Origin of the sequence: Eikenella glucosivorans (genome assembly GCF_016025525.2) — a bacterium.
Classification (GTDB): Bacteria; Pseudomonadota; Gammaproteobacteria; order Burkholderiales; family Neisseriaceae; genus Eikenella; species Eikenella glucosivorans.
This window is the reverse complement of the sequence record NZ_JACSGR010000007.1, coordinates 129,996-147,176: the sequence shown is the minus strand read 5'-3', so window position 1 is coordinate 147,176 and position 17,181 is coordinate 129,996. Positions and strand designations below refer to the sequence as shown.

Below are 17,181 nucleotides of genomic sequence, written 5' to 3'. Positions count from 1 at the left end.
CGTGGCGGCTTCGTTAATCACGTTTTGCGAGGAATGCCATGACCGTTTCTGCCCGAATTTCCGCCAAAATCAAAATCGCCCTGCTGTTGCCGTTGCTGGCGCTGTTGTGCGCCTGCGGGGCGGAAACCAACCATTCCGGTGACGGGGCGGCTTCTGCCGGCCAAAGCGTGGCGGCTCCCGCGTCTGTCTTGCAAAGAGTGGAAGTGGGCAAAACCACGCGGGAGCAGGTTAAGGCGCTGTATCCCGATTCCGTCCCGGCGGATACGGGCAGGATGGCTTTTGCCAACCGGGAGCTGACTGTGGAATCCGGTACGATTGATGTGTATCTGGGCGACATCCGAGGCCGCATTTCGCAGCGGATCATGGCCTTCGATAAAGAAAGCGGGCTGTTGCAATCCTTGGTGTTGCTGCGGGTGGACAGGGATACCGCGCCCCTGCTGCGGGAAGCGGAGGAGGCGGGTTTCGCGCCGTATCCGAACCTGACCGAACAGGAGTTCCAAATACTAAACGACGGCACTTTCCCCACGGCGGCGGAACGGCAGAAAAATATGGATAGGCTGGGCATCCGCCAATTCAAACGCGGCAGCCTGCTGGCCTTTTTGATTCCTGCCGAAGCGAACGGTGGTACGGCCGGGCTGTTTGTTATCAACCTGGCTTATGAGCCGGAACACCGTGCCAAGTGGGAGCGGCTGCAGGCGGCGCAGCGGCAGTAATCATGTCCGATTGGTTTGGGCTGCGCAGAAACCCGCTGGATCCGTTTGCAGGCAGGCTTTTATCTTGCGGTGAGGCTACCTGAAATTTGTTTTGCCGGTTTTCAGGTAGCCTAAACCGCGTAAACGGTCTACACTGCCCACCCCGCCCACTTTCCCCGAATCCGTTATGCCAGAACTGCCTGAAGTTGAAACCACTCGCCGCGGCATCCAGCCCTATATGCAGGGCAAAACTGTGGCCGAAGTGGTGGTGCGCCAGCCCAAGCTGCGCTGGCCGGTGCCGCCCGATTTGGCGCAGCAGCTCGCCGGCAGCCGCATTGTGCACATCCGCCGCCGCGCCAAATATCTGCTGTTTGAGTTTGCCCACGGCGTGATGCTGCTGCATTTAGGCATGTCGGGCAGCCTGCGCGTGTACCCGGACGGCAGCGCGCCGCCGCCGGAAAAACACGACCACCTCGACATCGTCACCGCCGACCGCACCGTGCTGCGCCTGCGCGACCCGCGCCGCTTCGGCGCCGTGCTGTGGTTTGCCGGCCCTGCCGAGCAGCATCCGCTGCTGCAGCACCTGGGCCCCGAGCCGCTGCAAGACGAATTCACCGCAGGCTACCTGAAAAATGCGCTCGCTCACCGCAAAAGTGCCATCAAAACCGCGCTAATGGACAACAAAATCGTGGTGGGCGTGGGCAATATTTATGCCAACGAAGCGCTGTTTGCCGCCGGTATCCTGCCCGCGCGCCGCGCCGACCGCGTATCGGCCGAAGAATGCCGCCGCCTGGTGGCCGAAATCCGCAGCGTGCTGCAACGGGCGCTGGAAGCCGGCGGCAGCAGCCTGCGCGATTTCCTGCACAGCGACGGCCAAAGCGGCTATTTCCAGCAGCAATACAATGTGTACGGCCGCGAAGGCGAGCCCTGCCGGGCGTGCGGCACGCCGATTGTGCGGCAGGTGGTCGGCCAGCGCGGCAGTTTTTATTGCCCGCAATGCCAGCGCTGAAATGTTTTTCAGGTAGCCTTTTGCCGCTACCAACACCCCATAACCCAATAATATGAACACACAACCCACTTCAATCTTTACCCGTCTTTTCCGCCTGCTGCACCTGCTGCTCTGGTTTTTCATCACCGCCGTGAGCCTGTTCCGCCTGCGCGAATACAACCAGCACAGCAAAGACGTGATGCAACGGCTCGCGCGCAGTATGTTGAAAGTGCTGCACATCCGCATTGAAGCCAACCCGGCTAATCCACCATTTCCACCCGTGTTCCTCGGCGCGGCCAACCACGTTTCCTGGCTCGACCCGATGATACTGATGGCCATGTATCCCACCGTGTTTATCGCCAAGCGCGAAATCCGTTCCTGGCCGCTCATCGGCGCTGTGGTGGCGCGCACCGGCGCGGTGTTCATCAACCGCAACAGCCGCAACGACGTGGCACCGGTAAACGAAGCCATCGTGCGCTCGCTCACGGCGGGGCACAGCGTGTCGTTCTTTCCCGAAGCCAAAGCCTCCGACGGGCTGGCCACCCTGCCGTTTAAGGCCGCGCTGTTCCAATCGGCGCTGGATAGCGGCCTGCCCGCCGTGGCCGTGGCGCTACGCTATGGCGATGCGTCGGGCAAACGCAGCACTGGCCCCGCTTATGCGGGCAACACCAGCCTCTTCACCTCGCTGTGGCGGATCGTTTCCATGCCCGAAATCATTGTGCGCGCCGACTGCTCCGCGCCGCTCGTGCTCACCGCCGAAGAAGCCGCCGACCCCTCCGCCCGCTTCCTGCTCAAGGATAAGGCCGAGGCTTTTGTGGGCGGGGTGGTGAACGGGGGAGATTGAGGCGTTTGGGTTTCGCTCACGTTCAAGTTTTCAGGTAGCCTTTGGGGCTACCTGAAAAAGTTTCGACAGGCCGGGTATGGATGCACGGCCTGCAAGCGATTTGAAAGGAAGAGCAAACGTCGTGCATGCGGCACAGTATAAAGGCTACCTGAAAATTTTGGCTGCGCGGAAATACGCGTTGCGTATTTTAACTTCGTTGAAGCTAACGCTTTCAGGTAGCCTTTTTATCGGCCGATTACACTTGGCAGGCTAACGTGTGGGCACGGCTTGCAGCAAGACGCGGTTGGCGCTGTCGAGCAGCTCCAGCCGGCCGTTGGCGAGACGGTAGGCGGCCACGTTGGGCAGCACGTTTTCGGCGAGCCGGCGCTCTTGCCGGTGGATGGCCTGCGGGCAGCCCATCAGGGTGGTAACGGTTTCGCCGAAGCTCAGGGCATGGCCTTGTTGGCGGTAGCTGCCGCCGAGGGTGTTGCAGCCGACGCCGGCGTTGAAGCGTTTGGCTTCGGGGTGGAAGCTCAGCATGCTGCGGGGGGCGGGGCGGGTGTTACCGATGCGGGTGATTTGCCATTGGCCGGCGAGCGGCGGCTGCTCGGCCTGTGCGGCGGGCGGGGCAGAGGGCGCGGGCGCGTTGGCTGCGGAATCGGCGGGGTGCGCGGCGCAGGCGGCGAGCAGGAGGGCGGCGAGGTAGATCGGTTTCATGGTGTATCTCCTTTCGGGTGAGCAAACAAAAACACGGTTTGAAGCCCGGCCAGGTTTGGATTGGCCGGAAACTCAATCGGCGGATGTGTGCGTGTCTGCTGTCAGCGTTTGGTGAACACCAAGTCCCACACGCCGTGACCGAGGCGTTTGCCGCGGGCTTCGAATTTGGTTTCGGGGCGGTAGGCGGGGGTGGGGGCGTAGTTTTCGGCGGTGTTTTGCAGCTCGGGGAAGCTGTTTAACACGTCGAGCATTTGGGCGGCGTATTCTTCCCAATCGGTTGCCAGGTGGATGTAGCCGCCGCTTTGGAGCTTGGGCAGCAGTTTGGCCACGAAGGGGGGCTGGATGAGGCGGCGTTTGTGGTGGCGCTTTTTGTGCCAGGGGTCGGGGAAGAAGATGTGGATGCCGGCCAGGCTGCCTTCGGCCAGCATGGTTTCCACCACTTCCACGGCGTCGTGCCGCATCACGCGGATGTTGGCGATGCCCTGCTCGGCGATGAGTTTGCATAAATTGCCCACGCCGGGGCCGTGCACGTCGATGGCGAGGAAGTCTTTTTCAGGTAGCCTTCGGGCGATTTCGGCGGTGGCGGCGCCCATACCGAAGCCGATTTCGAGGATTTTGGGGGCTGCGCGGCCGAAGGCAGTGTTTAAATCGAGGGGCGCGGTTTGGAAGTCGAGGCCGAAGCGCGGCCAGTTTTCGTCGATGGCGCGCTGCTGGGCGGGGGTCATGTGGCCTTGGCGCAGCACGAATGATTTGATGCTGCGCGGGTGTTGCTGCTTGGGGGAGTCGGAAGGGTTCATGGTGTGGGGTGCCGATAAAATAGCGCTATATTGCCAGCATCGGGCGGGGCACTCAAGTTTCGGCGGCGGCAAGGCGAACACAGCGGCGGTGCTTTATGCGATAATCCGCCCGATTTATTCACACTTCGACGGGATTAGCTATGTCAAACGATAAAGCAAAGGCGCTGGCCGCCGCGCTGGCTCAAATTGAAAAGAATTTCGGCAAAGGCGCCATCATGAAGATGGACGGCAGCCATCAGGATGAAAACTTGGAAGTGATTTCCACCGGCTCGCTGGGCGTGGATTTGGCGCTGGGCGTGGGCGGTTTGCCGCGCGGGCGCATTGTGGAAATCTTCGGGCCGGAGTCTTCCGGCAAAACCACGCTGTGCTTGGAAACCATCGCGCAGTGCCAGAAAAACGGCGGCGTGTGCGCCTTTATCGATGCGGAAAACGCCTTCGACCCGATTTACGCGCGCAAGCTGGGCGTGAAGGTGGAAGAGCTGATGGTGTCGCAGCCGGACACGGGCGAACAGGCGCTGGAAATCTGCGATATGCTGGTGCGCTCCGGCGGCGTGGACATGGTGGTGATCGATTCCGTGGCGGCGCTGGTGCCCAAGGCGGAAATCGAAGGCGAAATGGGCGACAGCCACGTGGGCCTGCAAGCCCGCCTGATGAGCCAGGCCTTGCGCAAGCTCACCGGCCACATTAAGAAAACCAACACTTTGGTGGTGTTCATTAATCAAATCCGCATGAAGATCGGCGTGATGTTCGGCAGCCCGGAAACCACCACCGGCGGCAACGCGCTCAAGTTTTACGCCTCCGTGCGCCTCGATATCCGCCGCATCGGCCAGATTAAAAAGGGCGATGACATCCTGGGCAACGAAACCCGCGTGAAAGTGATTAAAAACAAGGTTGCCCCGCCTTTCCGCCAGGCCGAGTTCGACATCCTTTACGGCGAAGGCGTGAGCCGCGAAGGCGAGCTGATCGACTGGGGCGACAAAATCGGCATCATCAAAAAATCCGGCGCATGGTACAGCTACAACGGCGACAAAATCGGCCAAGGCAAAGACAACGTGCGCGTGTGGCTGAAGGAAAACCCCGAAGTGGCCGCCGAGATTGAAGCGAAAATCCGCCAGGAAGTCGGCATCAATATCGAGATCACCGAAGGCCGGCACGACGAAACCGACGGCGAACAGCCCGAAGAGTAAACGCGCCATCCAGGCTACCTGAAAATACTTGGCAAAAGGTTTTCAGGTAGCCTTTTCTAACGTTCAGGCAGCCTGCCAAGTGATTTTTAGCTTTGCAGAAACTCAGCCTTGCGTTGCGAGACATCGTTTTAGCTTCGCAGAAACTCCATCTTGCTTCGCAAGACATCGTTTTCAGGTAGCCTTTAATCGTCCCCTCCCCAATTACACCATGATCACCCTACAACAATTCCGCGAACAAGCCGCCGCCGGCTATAACCGCATCCCGCTGGTGCAAGAGCTGCTGGCCGATTTGGATACCCCGCTCTCGCTCTACCTCAAGCTCGCCAACCGCCCCTTCAGCTACCTGCTCGAATCCGTGGTGGGCGGCGAGCGTTTCGGCCGCTATTCCTTTATCGGGCTGCCCTGCCGCACCTATCTGAAAGCCAGCGGCCGCCATGTGGATGTGTATGAAAACGGACGGATTGTCGAACAACACGACGGCAACCCGCTGCAATTTATCGAGCAGTTCCACGCCCGCTACCAAGTGCCCGAAATCCCCGGCCTACCCCGCTTCATCGGCGGCCTGGTGGGCTACTTCGGCTACGAAACCATCTACCACTTCGAGCACATCGCCCACCGCCTCAAACAGCCCGCGAAAGCCGACCCCGTCGGCACGCCCGACATCCTGCTCATGCTCTCCGAAGAGCTCGCCGTGGTGGACAACCTCAGCGGCAAAATCCACCTCATTGTGTATGCCGACCCCGCCGAAGACGAAGCAGGCTACCTGAAAGCCCGCGCCCGCCTCGAAGAATTGCGCGAACAACTGCGGCAAAGCGTCGCCCTGCCGCTCTCCCTCGGCAGCGCGCCCACCCGGCCGCAGCACGAAACCGGCGAAGCGCGCTACAAAGAATACGTGCGCCGCATCCGCCAATATATTTTGGAAGGCGATTGCATGCAGGTCGTGCCCAGCCAGCGCATGAGCCTGCCCTTCGCCGACCCGCCCCTCAGCCTCTACCGCGCCCTGCGCACGCTTAATCCCTCGCCCTATCTGTTTTACTACGATTTCGGCGATTTCCACGTGGTCGGCTCCTCGCCCGAAATCCTCGTGCGGCGCGAGCAAAACAGTGTTACCGTGCGCCCCATCGCCGGCACCCGCCTGCGCGGCGCCACCCCCGCCGAAGATGCCGCCCACGCCGCCGAGCTTTTGGCCGACGAAAAAGAAACCGCCGAACACGTCATGCTCATCGACCTCGGCCGCAACGACGTGGGCCGCATCAGCCAAACCGGCAGCGTGAAGGTAACCGACAAAATGGTGATTGAGCGCTATTCGCACGTGATGCACATCGTGTCCAACGTGGAAGGCGAGCTCAAGCCCGGCGTGGGCAACATGGAAATCCTCGCCGCCACCTTCCCCGCCGGCACGCTTTCCGGCGCCCCCAAGGTGCGCGCGCTGGAAATCATCGAAGAGCTCGAGCCCGCCAAACGCTGCATCTACGGCGGCGCCGTGGGCAACTGGAGCTTCAATCAAGACATGGATTTGGCCATCGCCATCCGCACTGCCGTCATCAAAAACGGCACGCTCTATGTGCAAAGCGGCGGCGGCATCGTGGCCGATTCCGAAGAAGAGGCCGAGTGGCAGGAAACGCAAAACAAAGCCCGCGCCGTATTGCGCGCCGCAGAGATGGTGCAGCAGGGGCTGGACGGATAGCGGCAAAAGGCCACCTGAAAAATAGTTTTCAGGTAGCCTCAAGATAGGGCGGGCAAACAAAACCCTTCGTTTTGCAACGAAGGGTTTTTCAATTTGGCGGAAGCGGTGAGATTCGAACTCACGGTGGGCCTAACCCACGACGGTTTTCAAGACCGCTGCATTAAACCGCTCTGCCACGCTTCCGGTTCAAGAGTGCGAACTATACCGGATTCCCGCCGTTTTTGCCAGCATTATTTTGCCGGCGTGGGCAGGCTGTTGCGGCGTTTCCCTAGTTTGAAACGGAGTGGGAACCGATCAACCAGGCCCGTTTAAATTTTCAGGTAGCCTCAAGCAGGCGAAGAGGCTACCTGAAAAATAAGCAAGCCGCCCGCAGCCTTATATTTTTTCCTTCTATCTATTAAAAAAATATTTATAAAACCGGTTGGCTCGCACAAACCAACGCCAAATCAGAATGGATTTGCTGTATATATCGGTTTGAAATAACAATAATATATTTAGTTTCTCAGTAAGGCATAGTCAGGTTTGGCGGCACCTCGCATTAATTTTATTCATACAAAGCCGCAAATTTATCGCTTGCATCTTGCCGCGCCCTGCCGCAAACTCGCCCCCTGAGAAATTTTACTCGTTTCCTAAACATTTTCCGTTTTGCAAACCATTTAAAGGAGTTGTGATGAACACCGTACATCTTTCCGGCTACCCGCGCATCGGCGCCAAGCGCGAGCTGAAGTTTGCCGTTGAAGCCTTTTGGAAAGGCGCGAAATCCGAAGCCGAGCTGCAACAGGTGGCTGCTGACATCCGCCGAGCCAACTGGGCCGCGCAGAAAGCCGCCGGCGCCGATTTGCTGCCCGTGGGCGATTTTTCTTTCTATGACCACGTGCTGGATTTGCTCTGCACCTTGGGCGGCATTCCCAAACGCTTCGGATTCGACGCAGCCAACCTGACCCTGCCCGAATACTTCCAGCTGGCGCGCGGCAACGCCACCCAGTTTGCCATGGAGATGACCAAGTGGTTCGACACCAACTACCACTTCATCGTGCCCGAATGGTCGGCCGACACCGAATTTAAAGTGAATGCCAAAAACCTGATCGCGCAAATCAAAGAAGCCAAAGCGCAGGGCTACGACATCAAACCCACGCTGGTGGGCCCGGTTACCCTGGCCTGGCTGGGCAAGAAAAAAGACGGCATTTCCTGCCGCGTGAAAGACCTGCTGCTGCCCAAGCTGCTGCCCTCCTATGCCCAGCTTCTGCGCGAGCTGGCCGCCGAAGGCGTGGACTGGATTCAGATCGACGAGCCGATTTTGGCCGCCGAAGCCGACCAGCACTGGCTGGGCGCGTTCGAGCCTGTGTATAAAGAGCTGGCCAACACCGGTGTGCGCATTGTGATCGGCACCTATTTCGCCTCTGTGGCCGAACATCTGAACCTGCTCAAATCCCTGCCCGTGCACGGTGTGCATATCGACTGCGTACGTGCGCCGGAGCAGCTCTCCGTATTCGCCGAAGGCTGGCCGGACAACCGTGTGCTGTCTGTGGGCCTGATCGACGGGCGCAACGTGTGGCGTGCCAACCTGAACCAGGTCATCGACACGCTCGAATCGGTGAAGACCAAGTTCGGCAACAATCTGTGGATTGCCCCGAGCTGCTCGCTGCTGCATAGCCCGCAGGATTTGGCCGTGGAAGAAAAACTGGATGCCGAAATCAAATCTTGGATGGCTTTTGCCGCGCAGAAACTGGTAGAACTGGGCCACATCAAGCAAGCCCTGCAACACGGCAAAGCCGCCGTGCAGGCAGCCTTGGATGAGTCTGACGCCGCTGCCGCCGATCGTGCCACCAACAAGAAAATCCACAACGCCGCCGTGCAAAAGCGCGTGGCCGAGCTGCCCAAAGGCGCCGATCAGCGCAAATCGCCGTTTGCCGTGCGCATCAAGGCGCAGCAGGAATGGATGAAACTGCCCGTGCTGCCCACCACCACCATCGGTTCTTTCCCGCAAACCACCGAAATCCGCCAGGCGCGCGCCGCGTTTAAGAAAGGTGAATTGAGCGCTGCCGATTACGATGCCGCGATGAAGAAAGAAATCGCCTACTGCGTGGAAATCCAAGAGAAACTGGAGCTGGACGTGCCCGTGCACGGCGAGGCCGAGCGCAACGACATGGTGGAATACTTCGGCGAACAGCTTGCCGGTTACTGCTTCAGCCAGTTCGGCTGGGTGCAGAGCTACGGCAGCCGCTGCGTGAAACCGCCGATTATTTTCGGCGACGTGTCCCGTCCCAACCCGATGACCGTGTATTGGTCTACCTACGCGCAAAGCCTCACCAAGCGCCCGATGAAAGGCATGCTCACCGGCCCGGTAACCATGTTCAAATGGTCTTTCGTGCGCGACGATGTGCCGCTGAGCGTGGTGGCCAAGCAGATTGCGCTGGCGCTGAACGACGAAGTGCTGGATTTGGAAAAAGCCGGCATCAAAGTGATTCAGATCGACGAGCCCGCCATCCGCGAAGCCATGCCGCTGAAACGCGCGCAATGGGACGAATATCTGGCCTGGGCCTGCGAAGCCTTCCGCCTTGCCAGCACCGGCGCGGCCGACAGCACGCAGATTCACACCCATATGTGCTACTCCGAGTTCAACGACATCCTGCCCGCGATCGCCAGCATGGATGCCGACGTGATCACCATCGAAACTTCGCGTTCCGATATGGAATTGCTGACTGCGTTTGGCGATTTCAAATACCCGAACGACATCGGCCCGGGCGTGTACGACATCCACAGCCCGCGCGTGCCCACCGAAGCCGAAGTGGAACGCCTGCTGCGCAAAGCGATGGAAGTGGTGCCGGTGGAACGCCTGTGGGTGAACCCCGACTGCGGCCTGAAAACGCGCGGCTGGAAAGAAACGCTGGAGCAGCTGGAAGTGATGATGGCGGTGACCAAAAAACTGCGTGCCGAGCTGGCGGCGAAGCATGTTGCCCGTTAAGCGTTAAAGCAGTTTGGCTGTAAGCAAGCGAAAGGCTACCTGAAATTCAGGTAGCCTTTTTGTTATGCGGCGTGTGCAAACAGTATGGATGGGAGATGAGGCTACCTGAAAAGTGATGTGCTGATGAGAACGGGTTGGGCTAATCGGTTTTCAGGTAGCCTTGATTGCACCTTCAAGCGCGGGCAATATTTGAGTCGTTAATGCCTATCCATTCGTTAAACCAAACAAACGGCGGATAGGCAATCCGCTGCTGCGAAAGGAAGCATGGTGCCAAGGTTTCGTGCTACCTGAAACGGCGTTCTTCTCCTGTGGGAGAGGGCGGCAGGTCGCAGCGGTGCTTAGCGATGGATTTCGTGCTGCAAAGCCAGATGCGGGATACAGAAAGGCTACCTGAAATTTTAGCTTCGCAGAAACTTCACTGCGTTGCGTTTTCAGGTAGCCTTTTATCTGCCTAAACAGCAATGGCATTAAGCCTTGGGTTTACCAATAGCCCATGACTTTCCACCAAATGCCGCCGATCACCACAAACACGGCAAGGTTTACCACGCTCATGATGAAGCCGGCTTTCCACCATTCGCCCAAAGTGGTGTAGCCGGAGCCGAAGATCACGGGCGAGGTACCGGTGGCGTAGTGGGTGAGGGTCATCATGATGCTGGAAGAGCAGGCCAGGAGCAGGGCATACAGCATGGGCGGTGCGCCCAGGGCCAGGCCGGCGGCGTAGAAGGCGGCGAGCATGGCGGTGATGTGCGCGGTGGTGCTGGCGAAGATGTAGTGCGCATACGTATAGGCCAACAGCAGCAAGGTTACTGCGCCTACCCAGCCCATGCCCATGCCGCCGATGCCGGTTTCCAACAGTTTGGAAAGCCAGGCGATCAGGCCGAGCTTGTTGAGGAAGGTGGCCATCATCACCAGGGCGGAGAACCAGGTAACGGTGTCCCACGCGCCTTTTTCAGTCAGGATGTCCTGCCAGGTGAGCACGCCGGTGAGCAGCAGCAGGGAGAGGCCGAGGAAGGCAGTGGTGGTGGGGTTTACGGCGTAGGCTTTGCCGAAAATCATGGCCGGAATGCCTGCCCACAGCAAGAGCAGCACGGCAAAAATGGCGAGCATGATTTTTTCGCCGCGGTTCATCGGGCCCAGTTCTTTCAGCTTGTCTTTGGCAAACTGGGAGGCGTTCGGGGTTTCCTTGATTTCAGGCGGGAAGAAGAAATACAGCACCAATGGCATCAGGAACATGGCCACCAAGCCGGGCACGAGCATGGCAATCGCCCAAGTGCCCCAGCTCAAGTGGATGTCGGAGTTGGTGGCTTTGGCGATCAGGTCCACCACCAGCGGGTTGGGCGCGGTGGCGGTGATGAACATGGCGGAGGTGATGGGGTTGCTGTGGTAGTTCACCAGCGCCAGGTATTTGCCGATGCGGTTTTGCGTGCCTTTTTCCGGGTCGGAATCGAAGCTGGCGGCGATGGATTTCATAATCGGGTGGATGATGCCGCCGCCGCGCGCGGTGTTGCTGGGCGTAACCGGTGCCAGAATCAGCTCGGAAATGGCCAGGCTGTAGCCGATGCCCAGCGTTTTCTTGCCGAATACGGAAATGAAGTAGTAGCCGATGCGCGCGCCCAGCCCGGTTTTCAGGATGCCGCGCGAAATCATGATGGCGATACCGATGAGCCAAATCAGCGGGTCGCCGAAGGAGCTCAGGGCGTCTTTGATGGCCACGGTGGCCGGGTTTTTCACCGGGTTGCCTTCGGGATCCAGTTCGGGCACGGTGACTTTGGTGATGGCCACCAGCATGATGGCGATAATCGACAGCGCGCCGATGGGCATGGCTTTGCCGATGATGGCGGCGATTACACCCACAAACAGCGCCAGCAGGTGCCAGGCGTTGGGGGTAACGCCCTGCGGCACGGGGATGACAAACCAAATCAACAGCGTAAGCACCACGGCCACCGCCATCGGTATTGGTTTGAAGCCGAGTTTGTTTTCCATTTGCTACTCCTTCAAATCTAGGTTAATGAAAGCATGGCATATCCATTGATGTTGCTTGCGCATTCTAGCAGTTTTTTACGCGCGCATACGGATTTTACCTAAGGAGAATTTCAAGTGGAAATAAGGATTTGTTGGATTTAAATGATAAGGGGGGCAGCTTGGCGGCCGCTTGGCGCGGCGGAAGCGGCACGGCGGGCGGGCGGGTGGGCGGGGAGGATGGGGATGTTTACTGGCCGGATAGCGGGCTGGTTTGCTGAGGAATGATGCGGGCAGGCTACCTGAAAAACAGCGGGCTGCCGGACAATTCTTTTTCAGGTAGCCGGCGGGTGGTTTGGAGGCTTTGGTGGCTACCTGAAAAAATTATGCCGATAAAAATCATACCGTATGCTTGCGCCGATGCAGACAGGCGGTTTTTCAGCTTTTGCCCTGGTCGATTTTGGCGTTGAGCATGTCGAGCATGCTGCGCAGGTTGGCTTTGCCTTCTTCGTGGCTGACAATGGGTTCGCCGCCTTTTCGGCCGAGGATTTTGAGGTCGGATTGGGGCATTTCGCCAATGAAGCGGCTGGGTTCGGGGAATTGCCAGCCGCCTTGGCGCTTGCGTTTGACGCAGTGGGTGAGGGTGAGGCTGTATTGGGCGCGGGTGATGCCCACATACATGAGGCGGCGCTCTTCGTCGAGGTTGCCTTCTTCCACGCTGTCGGCGTGGGGGAAGAGGCCTTCTTCGCAGCCGGCGAGGAAGACGTGGGGGTATTCGAGGCCTTTGGAGGCGTGCAGGGTGGACATTTTCACGGCATCGGCGTCTTCGTCGCTGCGGCCTTCGAGCAGGGTGATGAGGGCGATGGTTTGCGAGAGTTCGATGAGGTTCTTGCCGTCTTGTTCGCCTTTTTTGGCGAGCCAGGCGCAAAGGTCTTGCACGTTGCGCCATTTGATTTCGCCGCTGCGGCCTTCTTCGCGGTTGAGCAGGTAGGCTTCGTAGCCGATGTCGGCGAGCAGGGATTGGATGAGCTCGCCGGCGGCTTCGTGCGGGGCGCGGGCTTGGTAGTCCTGCATGAGGGCGGTGAACTGGCGCAGGTGTTCGCGGCCGGCGGCGGGCAGCCCGGCCAGGGCTTGGGCGGTGCAGGCGGCGGCATAGAGGCTGCAGGCGGCGGCATTGGCGTATTGGTTGAGGCTGCTGAGAGTGGTGTCGCCGATGCCGCGTTTGGGGGTGGTGGCGGCGCGCAGGAAGGCGGGGTCGTCGTCGGGGTTGGCCAGGAGGCGCAGGTAGGCGAGGATGTCTTTGATTTCGGCTTTTTCGAAGAAGCTTTGGCCGCCGGAGAGGCGGTAGGGGATGTGGGCGCTGCGCAGGGCTTCTTCGAATACGCGGGCTTGGTGGTTGCTGCGGTAGAGAATGGCGAAATCGGCGTAGTTGAGGCTGCCGCCGCTTTGGTTGCGCTTGCGGATGATGCTGCCGGCCACGAATTCGGCTTCATGCTGTTCGTTTTGACAGGCTACCACGCGGACGGGCTCGCCTTCGCCGTATTGGCTCCACAGGGTTTTGGCGAAGAGTTTGGGATTGTGGGCGATCACTTGGTTGGCCACGCGCAGGATGCGGGCGCTGGAGCGGTAGTTTTGCTCGAGCTTGATGATTTTGAGCTGGGGGTAGTCTTGCTGGAGCAGACGCAGGTTTTCCATGTTGGCGCCGCGCCAGGCGTAGATGCTTTGGTCGTCGTCGCCCACGGCGGTGAAGCGGCCTTCGGCGCCGGTGAGCAGCTTCATGAGGGTGTATTGGCAGGTGTTGGTGTCTTGGCATTCGTCTACTAAAAGGTGCAGCAGGCGGATTTGCCATTGGTGGCGCAGGTCGGCTTCGTTTTGCAGCAGGCGGGCGGGGAGGAGGATGAGGTCGTCGAAATCGACGGCTTGGTAGCTTTGGAGGGTTTCCTGATAGCCAGCGTAGAGCTGGGCGGTTTGGCGTTCCCATTCGTTGGCGGCTACCTGAAAAGCCTGCTCGGGGGAGAGGAGGTCGTTTTTCCACAGGGAGATTTTATGCTGGGCGCGGAAGAGGGCGTCGCGGCCGCTGCTACCGAGCAGCTCGGCGAGGATTTTGCCGCTGTCGGAGGCGTCGAACACGGAGAAGTTTTTTTTGTAGCCGATGCGGGGGGCTTCACTGCGCAGGATGCGCATGCCGAGGGAGTGGAAGGTGCACACGGTCAGGCCGCGGCTTTGGCGGCTGCCGAGCAGGCCGGCAATGCGCTCCTGCATCTCGGTGGCGGCTTTGTTGGTGAAGGTGATGGCGGCGATGTTGTGCGGGGCGTAGCCGACTTCGCGGATGAGGTGGGCGATTTTTTCGGTAATGACGCGGGTTTTGCCGCTGCCGGCGCCGGCGAGCACGAAGAGGGGGCCGCCGAGGTAGCGGACGGCTTCGAGCTGTTGGGGGTTGAGTTGGGGTGTGGGCATGGCGGGGAGGTGGCTACCTGAAATTTCAGGTAGCCTTATTTAAATATGTTTTGAAATTTTACTGTGCAGAAACTCGCTACGCTCGTTTTCAGGTAGCCTTTTGTTGGCTGGGATACGGTTAAAGGCTACCTGAAAATCTGGTTTGCCTATTCTCAGGTAGCCTCTTTCTTCTGCTTTGCGGCGGCTTTGCGGCGGCGGTTTTCTTTCGGGTCGATGAGCAGGGGGCGGTACACTTCCACGCGGTCGCCTTCGCGCAGCTCGGTGTCGTCTTTCACTTTTTTGCCGAAAATGCCGAGGGGCGCGGCGGCGAAATCGACATGCGGAAACTCGGCCGCCAAAGCGGATTGCAGCACGGCCTGGCGCGCAGTGGTGCCCAAGGCTACCTGAAAAGCCAGCAGGCATTGTTTGCCCTGCTCGGCGTAGGCTGCTTCAACATTCAGCAGGGTATCGTCAGGCATAGCGGCGGCCCGCCTCCTTCACGAAAGCGTCCACCAGCGTGCCGCTGATGTGGCCGAACACGGGGCTAATCAGCGCGGAGAGCACGCGGCTGGAAAATTCGTAATGCAGCTCGAATTCCACCTTGCAGGCATCGTCGCCCAGCGGCAGGAAGTGCCAAGTTCCGTTCAGGCTTTTGAAGGGGCCTTCCAGGAGCGTCATGCGGATTTCGCGGCCGGGGGTGTTGCGGTTGTGCGTGGCGAAGGATTGGCGCACGCCCATGTAGTCCATAAACAGCCGCGCTTTCAGTTCGTTGCCGCTGCGCTCGATGATTTCGGTGCGGCTGTACCACGGCAGAAACTGCGGATAATCCTCCGCCTTATCCACCAGCTCGAACATCTGCTCGGCCGAATGCGGCACCAGCAGGGATTTCTTCACGGTTTTGAGCGACATAGCACGCAGCCTCAATCATGCAAAGCCCGCATTATATAGCGAAACGCTAAACCGCCCCAGCGCACAGCATGTATGCAAAGATGGAAAACAGAAGATTATTTATTGATTACAATAGATTGCGTGTCTTTCCCAATTCTTGGCTTGGAAAATGCTTGATACCCGTCGGTAGCCGCCAATCCGACCTCTCCAAAATCATTCAAACACACGCAAAACGCCCATGGAAAACACCGCAGAACGTTCCGCCTGGCTCCGCCTCGCCCTGATGCCGCACATCGGCGCGGAAACGTTTTACGAGCTCTGCCGCCACTACGGCTCAGCAAGCGCCGTGTGGGCCGCCGAAGAGGAAGTGGCCGCCGTCCTGCCCACCCGCCCGGCGCAGGAAGCCTGGCGCAGCCGCCAACACGAAGCCGAAGCCGCCGCCGAAGCCGCGCTGGAATGGGCGGAGCAGGAAAACTGCCGGTTATTGTTCGCTTGCGACAAAGATTTTCCCGTGCAGCTGGGCGAAGGCATCACCCCGCCGCCCGTGCTGTTTGCGCGCGGCAGCACCGAATGGCTGCACCGGCCGGCCGTGGCCATCGTGGGCAGCCGACATGCTACCCCGCAGGCCATGCGGATTGCCGGCGAATTCGGCGAAGCGCTGGCCGAAGCCGGCATCGTTACCGTATCCGGCATGGCCGCCGGCATCGACAGCGCCGCTCACGAAGGCGCGCTGCGCAAAAGCGGCGGCACGGTGGCGGTGTGGGGCACGGGCATCGACCGCGTGTATCCCGTGGCCAACAAAAGCTTGGCGCACCGCATTGCCGAAGCGGGCTGCATCTTGTCGGAATTCCCCTTGGGCACGCGCCCGCTGGCCGGCAACTTCCCGCGCCGCAACCGGCTGATTGCCGCGCTTTCCTCCGCCGTGCTGGTGGTGGAGGCCGCGCTGGAATCCGGCTCGCTGATTACCGCGCGGCTGGCGGTGGAGATGGGGCGCGACGTGTTCGCCGTACCCGGCTCTATCGACAACCCACACAGCAAAGGCTGCCATGCGCTCATCAAGCAGGGCGCCAAGCTCACCGAAACGCTGGTCGACATTTTGGAAGAATGCCCGCTGCTGCAAGAAGCCGTGCCCGCAAAACCAAAAACGGCAGCCAAACCCGCCGCCCAAAGGCTACCTGAAAACGAACGAAGTGAGTTTCTACGAAGTAAAAACGAGCGCAGCGAGTTTCGCCAAAACGAACGAAGCGAGTTTCTGCGAAGCAAAAACGAGCAACACGAGTTTCCACCCAGCCCAAACGGGCAAAACGGATTTTCAGGTAGCCCGAACGAACGCAGCGGGTTGCCGGCCAACGGGCCGCACACCGAAGCCCCGCTGCTGCGCGCCATGGGCTACGACGCCATCCACCCCGACACTTTGGCGCAAACCCTCGGCATCCCCGCCGCCGACGTGTATGCCGAACTCACCCTGCTGGAAATCCACGGCGAAGTGGCGCCACTGGCCGGCGGCCGCTACCAGCGCATCTCCCCGAACAGGACAAGAAAATGATGATCGACGTAATCGCCTTCTTATTGGAAAACTTCCAGGATTTCGACGCCTGCCCCGCCAACGACGTGCTCGGCAGCCTGCTCGAAGAGGTGGGTTTCCAGGATGAGGAAATTCGTGATACGCTATTATTTATGAACGTGCTGCAAGAGCGCAGCCGCACAGTGCGCCATCACGGCGCGGGCGAGCAATCCATGCGCGTGTATCTGCCCGAGGAATTGGAAGCCGTGCCGCCGCAGGCTTTGGGCTTGCTGCACTTTTTGATGCAGAACGGCGCGCTTTCCGCCGAGCAGCGCGAGTTTGTGCTGCTGGCGCTGATGCACCTCTCGGCCAAGTCGGAAGAGCCGCTCACCGAGGCGCACGTGAAAGTGCTGGCGCTGTTGGTGCTGTGGGCAGACAAATCCGAGCTGCCCATGCTCATCGGCGATGATTTGGCCAATGCCGTGTTGCGCGGCCAGGCGGTGATGAATTGAGAAACGCCGTGCCGCCACCATCTAAA

General features: G+C 59.7%; 14 protein-coding genes and 1 tRNA gene. 8 read left to right on the top strand and 7 right to left on the bottom strand.

The genetic code is table 11. The features are described 5' to 3' along the window. Positions 1-38 precede the first annotated feature (38 nt). From H9Q10_RS09960 to H9Q10_RS09950, 3 genes are all read left to right on the top strand, one after another. The gene (locus H9Q10_RS09960; protein ID WP_197903827.1) at positions 39-713 is read left to right on the top strand and encodes a hypothetical protein; all 675 of its coding nucleotides are present in this window, start codon (positions 39-41) and stop codon (positions 711-713) included. Positions 714-879: 166 nt separating this feature from the next. Further along, positions 880-1,701 carry a bifunctional DNA-formamidopyrimidine glycosylase/DNA-(apurinic or apyrimidinic site) lyase gene (mutM, locus tag H9Q10_RS09955; protein ID WP_197903826.1) on the top strand — a complete coding sequence of 274 codons (822 nt, stop codon included), beginning with the start codon at positions 880-882 and terminating at the stop codon, positions 1,699-1,701. A gap of 52 nt (positions 1,702-1,753) precedes the next feature. Beyond that, on the top strand, positions 1,754-2,524 hold the full coding sequence (locus H9Q10_RS09950; protein ID WP_197903825.1) for a 1-acyl-sn-glycerol-3-phosphate acyltransferase: 771 nt from the start codon (positions 1,754-1,756) through the stop codon (positions 2,522-2,524). A gap of 249 nt (positions 2,525-2,773) precedes the next feature. Here the strand turns inward: H9Q10_RS09950 and H9Q10_RS09945 are convergent, their stop codons facing one another. Together H9Q10_RS09945 and trmB are read right to left on the bottom strand one after the other, a co-directional pair. Further along, positions 2,774-3,220 carry an META domain-containing protein gene (locus tag H9Q10_RS09945; protein WP_197903824.1) on the bottom strand — a complete coding sequence of 149 codons (447 nt, stop codon included), beginning with the start codon at positions 3,218-3,220 and terminating at the stop codon, positions 2,774-2,776. Positions 3,221-3,321: 101 nt separating this feature from the next. Next, positions 3,322-4,017: a tRNA (guanosine(46)-N7)-methyltransferase TrmB gene (gene trmB / locus H9Q10_RS09940; protein WP_197903823.1), complete on the bottom strand. Its 696-nt coding sequence runs from the start codon at positions 4,015-4,017 to the stop codon at positions 3,322-3,324. A gap of 140 nt (positions 4,018-4,157) precedes the next feature. On the opposite strand from trmB, the gene recA reads away from it, so the two are divergent. Together recA and trpE are read left to right on the top strand one after the other, a co-directional pair. Then, the gene (gene recA, locus H9Q10_RS09935; RefSeq protein ID WP_197903822.1) at positions 4,158-5,204 is read left to right on the top strand and encodes a recombinase RecA; all 1,047 of its coding nucleotides are present in this window, start codon (positions 4,158-4,160) and stop codon (positions 5,202-5,204) included. Between the two features lie 208 nt (positions 5,205-5,412). Continuing rightward, the gene (gene trpE / locus H9Q10_RS09930; RefSeq protein WP_197903821.1) at positions 5,413-6,891 is read left to right on the top strand and encodes an anthranilate synthase component I; all 1,479 of its coding nucleotides are present in this window, start codon (positions 5,413-5,415) and stop codon (positions 6,889-6,891) included. A gap of 94 nt (positions 6,892-6,985) precedes the next feature. Here trpE and H9Q10_RS09925 read toward each other — a convergent pair. Further along, positions 6,986-7,074 (bottom strand) — tRNA-Ser (locus H9Q10_RS09925). Positions 7,075-7,561: 487 nt separating this feature from the next. Between H9Q10_RS09925 and metE the strand changes: the two genes are divergently transcribed. Continuing rightward, a complete protein-coding gene (gene metE / locus H9Q10_RS09920) occupies positions 7,562-9,856 on the top strand; it encodes a 5-methyltetrahydropteroyltriglutamate--homocysteine S-methyltransferase (RefSeq protein ID WP_197903820.1) in 2,295 nt (764 codons plus the stop codon). 480 nt (positions 9,857-10,336) lie between these two features. Here the strand turns inward: metE and H9Q10_RS09915 are convergent, their stop codons facing one another. The 4 genes from H9Q10_RS09915 to H9Q10_RS09900 all read right to left on the bottom strand — a co-directional run bounded on the left by H9Q10_RS09915 (position 10,337) and on the right by H9Q10_RS09900 (position 15,160). Then, a complete protein-coding gene (locus H9Q10_RS09915; RefSeq protein ID WP_197903819.1) occupies positions 10,337-11,839 on the bottom strand; it encodes a DASS family sodium-coupled anion symporter in 1,503 nt (500 codons plus the stop codon). Between the two features lie 414 nt (positions 11,840-12,253). Further along, complete coding sequence (locus tag H9Q10_RS09910; RefSeq protein WP_197903818.1) at positions 12,254-14,272, bottom strand: UvrD-helicase domain-containing protein; 2,019 nt, start codon at positions 14,270-14,272, stop codon at positions 12,254-12,256. 152 nt (positions 14,273-14,424) lie between these two features. Further along, positions 14,425-14,730 carry an RnfH family protein gene (locus tag H9Q10_RS09905; protein ID WP_197903817.1) on the bottom strand — a complete coding sequence of 102 codons (306 nt, stop codon included), beginning with the start codon at positions 14,728-14,730 and terminating at the stop codon, positions 14,425-14,427. Beyond that, complete coding sequence (locus H9Q10_RS09900; protein ID WP_197903816.1) at positions 14,723-15,160, bottom strand: type II toxin-antitoxin system RatA family toxin; 438 nt, start codon at positions 15,158-15,160, stop codon at positions 14,723-14,725. Before H9Q10_RS09900 ends, H9Q10_RS09905 begins: the two co-directional genes overlap by 8 nt. Before the next feature lie 217 nt (positions 15,161-15,377). Here H9Q10_RS09900 and dprA point away from each other — a divergent pair, with 217 nt between their 5' ends. Next, entirely contained in the window at positions 15,378-16,685 is a 1,308-nt protein-coding gene (gene dprA, locus H9Q10_RS09895) for a DNA-processing protein DprA (RefSeq protein WP_197903815.1), read from the top strand. Then, the gene (locus H9Q10_RS09890; RefSeq protein WP_338082319.1) at positions 16,682-17,155 is read left to right on the top strand and encodes a Smg family protein; all 474 of its coding nucleotides are present in this window, start codon (positions 16,682-16,684) and stop codon (positions 17,153-17,155) included. Before dprA ends, H9Q10_RS09890 begins: the two co-directional genes overlap by 4 nt. The last annotated feature ends 26 nt before the right edge of the window (positions 17,156-17,181 follow it).

Coding starts and splice junctions, on each gene's coding strand:
- dprA (WP_197903815.1), top strand. CDS start 15,378: ATGGAAAACACCGCAGAACGTTCCGCCTGGCTCCGCCTCGCCCTGATG.
- trmB (WP_197903823.1), bottom strand. CDS start 4,017: ATGAACCCTTCCGACTCCCCCAAGCAGCAACACCCGCGCAGCATCAAA.
- H9Q10_RS09960 (WP_197903827.1), top strand. CDS start 39: ATGACCGTTTCTGCCCGAATTTCCGCCAAAATCAAAATCGCCCTGCTG.
- metE (WP_197903820.1), top strand. CDS start 7,562: ATGAACACCGTACATCTTTCCGGCTACCCGCGCATCGGCGCCAAGCGC.
- H9Q10_RS09915 (WP_197903819.1), bottom strand. CDS start 11,839: ATGGAAAACAAACTCGGCTTCAAACCAATACCGATGGCGGTGGCCGTG.
- H9Q10_RS09910 (WP_197903818.1), bottom strand. CDS start 14,272: ATGCCCACACCCCAACTCAACCCCCAACAGCTCGAAGCCGTCCGCTAC.
- H9Q10_RS09890 (WP_338082319.1), top strand. CDS start 16,682: ATGATGATCGACGTAATCGCCTTCTTATTGGAAAACTTCCAGGATTTC.
- H9Q10_RS09900 (WP_197903816.1), bottom strand. CDS start 15,160: ATGTCGCTCAAAACCGTGAAGAAATCCCTGCTGGTGCCGCATTCGGCC.
- H9Q10_RS09950 (WP_197903825.1), top strand. CDS start 1,754: ATGAACACACAACCCACTTCAATCTTTACCCGTCTTTTCCGCCTGCTG.
- H9Q10_RS09945 (WP_197903824.1), bottom strand. CDS start 3,220: ATGAAACCGATCTACCTCGCCGCCCTCCTGCTCGCCGCCTGCGCCGCG.
- H9Q10_RS09905 (WP_197903817.1), bottom strand. CDS start 14,730: ATGCCTGACGATACCCTGCTGAATGTTGAAGCAGCCTACGCCGAGCAG.
- mutM (WP_197903826.1), top strand. CDS start 880: ATGCCAGAACTGCCTGAAGTTGAAACCACTCGCCGCGGCATCCAGCCC.
- recA (WP_197903822.1), top strand. CDS start 4,158: ATGTCAAACGATAAAGCAAAGGCGCTGGCCGCCGCGCTGGCTCAAATT.
- trpE (WP_197903821.1), top strand. CDS start 5,413: ATGATCACCCTACAACAATTCCGCGAACAAGCCGCCGCCGGCTATAAC.